Annotated in this window: 3 protein-coding genes; 1 reads left to right on the top strand and 2 read right to left on the bottom strand. The window is 73.5% G+C overall.

The features are described from left to right. Positions 1–1,491: FAD-dependent oxidoreductase (locus HGA02_RS14375; RefSeq protein WP_168679650.1), on the bottom strand; the 1,491-nt coding region annotated here is incomplete at its 3' end. Positions 1,492–1,666: 175 nt separating this feature from the next. Beyond that, entirely contained in the window at positions 1,667–2,461 is a 795-nt protein-coding gene (locus HGA02_RS14370; protein ID WP_168679649.1) for a 3-ketoacyl-ACP reductase, read from the bottom strand. Between the two features lie 213 nt (positions 2,462–2,674). On the opposite strand from HGA02_RS14370, the gene HGA02_RS14365 reads away from it, so the two are divergent. Beyond that, positions 2,675–3,164 (top strand): AEC family transporter (locus HGA02_RS14365; RefSeq protein WP_210728600.1); only part of this gene is annotated, 490 nt, incomplete at its 3' end.

The raw sequence follows: 3,164 nt of genomic DNA, 5'->3' as shown, positions 1-3,164 counted from the left end.
CGACCGCCGGGCGGCGATGAACTGCGCCGCGCGCGTCGCGCCGACCTGGCCGCTGTTGAGCGCCGCGCCGCCGGGCCGGTAGACGCCGTGCGCGCCGCCCGCCTCGCCGACGGGGAAGAAGCCGGTGACGTTGGACTGCCACCACGCGTCGACGACGAGCCCGCCGTTGTTGTGCTGCGCGCAGACGTCGACCTCGAGCAGGTCGGTCTCGAGGTCCACGTACGGGTTCTTCTGCAGGTAGAACTGGTAGGCGGGCTCGTTCATGCGGCGCAGGCGCTCGATCGGCGTGCCGAACAGGACGCCCGCGCGGTCGAGGTACTCGTACGCCTCGGGCGACAGCGCGCTCGGGTCGAAGGTGTCCTGGACGGGGTTGCGACGGAAGTCGAGGAACACGCGCCGCCCGCGCAGGACGGTCTCGCGGTAGACGAGCAGGTCGATCAGCGACGACCCGTCGAGCGCCTTCCGGATGTCGAAGGGCCACTGGTAGCCCTTGAGGAAGACGAGCGACAGGAGCCGGCCGTAGTCGCCGATGGCCTCGGTGAGGAACTCGCGCTCGTCGCCGCCGTCGGCGTCGGTCGACACGAACCGCGGCACGACCTGCATGTAGGTGCCGGAGACGTTCCACCGCGGGTGCGTCGACGCGAGACCGAACTGCCACTCGGTGAGGTTCTTGCCGTGCACGCCCGCGCGGTACGCGGCGCCCGACGCGCCCCACTGGCCGTTCGGGAAGACGCGCGTCGCGTACATGCCCGCCGGTCCGCCGGTCGCGTAGACGATGTTGGTGCAGCGGAACAGCAGGAACGGCGACCGCTCGCCGTCGTGCGGGACGTCGGTGCGCAGCACGAGCAGGCCGACGACCTCTGTCTCGCGCTCGGCGGCGGTCGTCCCGTCGTCCACCGGCACACCGTCAGCCGGAGCACCCGCCGTGCCGCCGCCGACAGCGCGCACGACGACGTCCACCACGCGGCACTCGTCGAAGATCCGCGTGCCGTTGCGGTGCACCTTCTTCTCGAGCTGCTCGACCATCGACCGGCTCGTGTACGGCCCGACGGACGTGGCGCGGCGGCGCGGGTCGTGGTCCGTCTTGTAGCCGATGAACTCCCCGAACCGGTTCTGCGGGAACGGCACGCCGAGGTCGCACAGCCGCAGGAACCCGCGCGCGGACAGCGCGGCCTCCGCGAGCGCGTTGTCGCCGTCCATCGCGCCGCCCGCGTACAGCGTCTCGGCCATCTCCCGCACGGAGTCGCCGTCACCGCCGGACAGCGTGAGCTTGTAGTACGTCTGCTTGTCGGAGCCGGCGTTGCGGGACGCGCCCGCGTTGACCTTGTCGGCGACCATGACGACGTCGTCGTGGCCGAGCTCCCAGAGCCGGTCGGCGGCGCTGAACCCGGCGGAGCCGGTGCCGACGACGACGGTCCGCGCCGTGACGACGGGCACGTCGTGGCCGCCGATGCGTACGGTCTCGGGCTCGTGGCGGGTGGTGTCGCTCATCGCTGGGTCCTCGTCGTCGGGGTGCTGGTCGTGCTCGTCGTGCTCGTCGTGCGGATGGCGCTCGTCGTGCGGGTCGTGCTCGGCGTGCGGGTCGTGCTCGTCGTGCGGGTGGCGCTCGTCGTGCGGTGGACGCCGGACGGCCGGACGGTCCCGCGCAGCGCAGCCGCCGGACCGGTCACAGGACCGGGATGTGCATGCCGCCGTCGACGTGGAAGACCTCGCCGGTCGAGTACGGCGTCTGGCCGGACGCGAGGATCGCAACGGCGCCCGCGACGTCGGCGGGCCGCCCCCACCGTGCGATCGGCGCGAGCCCGCCCTCGAACAGCGCGTCGTACTTCGACGAGACGCCCGCGGTCATGTCGGTCGCGATGACGCCGGGCCGCACCTCGTAGACGACGATCCCCTCGGGCGCGAGGCGTGCGGCGAAGAGCTGCGTGGCCATCGCGACGCCGGCCTTGGAGACGCAGTAGTCGCCGCGGTTGGTGGAGACGGTCGTCGCGGACACGGACGACACGTTGACGACCGTCGCGACCGGGCCCGCAGGGGGCTCGGGCAGCGCGTCGAGCGGGCCGCGGAGGTCGACGACGCGGTTCGCGAACGTCTGCGTGAGGAAGTACGGGCCGCGCAGGTTGATGCCGAGGACGCGGTCGAACGACTCGGCGCCGGCCTCGAGGAGGTCGGCGCGGACGGTCGGGGCGACGCCCGCGTTGTTGACGAGCAGGTCGAGCCGTCCCCACGCGTCGACGGCGTCGTCGACGTAGCGGCGGTGGTCGTCGAGGTCGGCCACGGATCCGCGGACGTAGCGCACGCGGTCGTCGGCGCCGGCGGCCGCACGGAGCTCGGCGAGGACGTCGGTGGGCTCCTCGCGCGTCGCGAGGATCGAGACGGCGTACCCGTCGGCGAGCAGCCGCCGCGTGATCCCGAGGCCGATGCCCCTGTTCCCCCCGGTCACGAGTGCGACTGCCGGCATCGTTGCCTTCTCCTGTCGAGTCGGTGCTCACCCCGGGCGGACGCCGACGCCGGAGCGGCGGGGCGGACCTGCGCGGGGCCGTGCGGGCGGACCCGTCGTCGGGTGTCGCCGACGTCGATCGTGACACGGGACGGCACATCGAGGCAAGCGCTTTCCGACCACCGGACGCCATGACAGGATGAGCGTCGTGCACCTCACGAGCGACCGGACCTGATGGGCGCCGTCCTCACCGCGCTCGGCACGCTCACCGCCGTCGTCGTCGCCGGGTGGGTGCTCGGCCGGCTCCGCGTCCTCGGCCCGCACGCGTCCGCGGTGCTCGCACGCCTCGTCTTCACCGTCGCGACCCCCGCCCTGCTGCTCGTGAGCATCGGGCGCACCGACCTGCACGTGCTCGCGTCGCGCGCCGCGCTCGCCACCTGGACCAGCACGGCCGCCGTCGCGGTCGTCGCCGCGCTCGTCCTGCGGTTCGCGCTGCGCCGCGACGCGGGCGACGTCACCCTCGGCACGCTCGCGTCGTCGTACGTGAACGCCGGGAACCTCGGCCTCGCGCTCGCCGTCTTCCTGCTCGGCGACCCCGTCGCCGCCGTCCCGACGCTGCTCTTCCAGCTCCTCGTGCTCGCGCCGATCGCGTTCACCGTCCTCGACGCCCACCGCGACGGCACCGGCGCGACCTCGCCGCAGCCCGCCGCGGCCCCCGCACGCC

It is taken from the genome of Cellulomonas septica (assembly GCF_012396155.1).
GTDB lineage: Bacteria > Actinomycetota > Actinomycetes > Actinomycetales > Cellulomonadaceae > Cellulomonas > Cellulomonas septica.
The sequence above is the reverse complement of the archived record's forward strand: the minus strand, read 5'-3'. Positions and strand labels throughout refer to the sequence as shown.

Coding starts and splice junctions, on each gene's coding strand:
- HGA02_RS14370 (WP_168679649.1), bottom strand. CDS start 2,461: ATGCCGGCAGTCGCACTCGTGACCGGGGGGAACAGGGGCATCGGCCTC.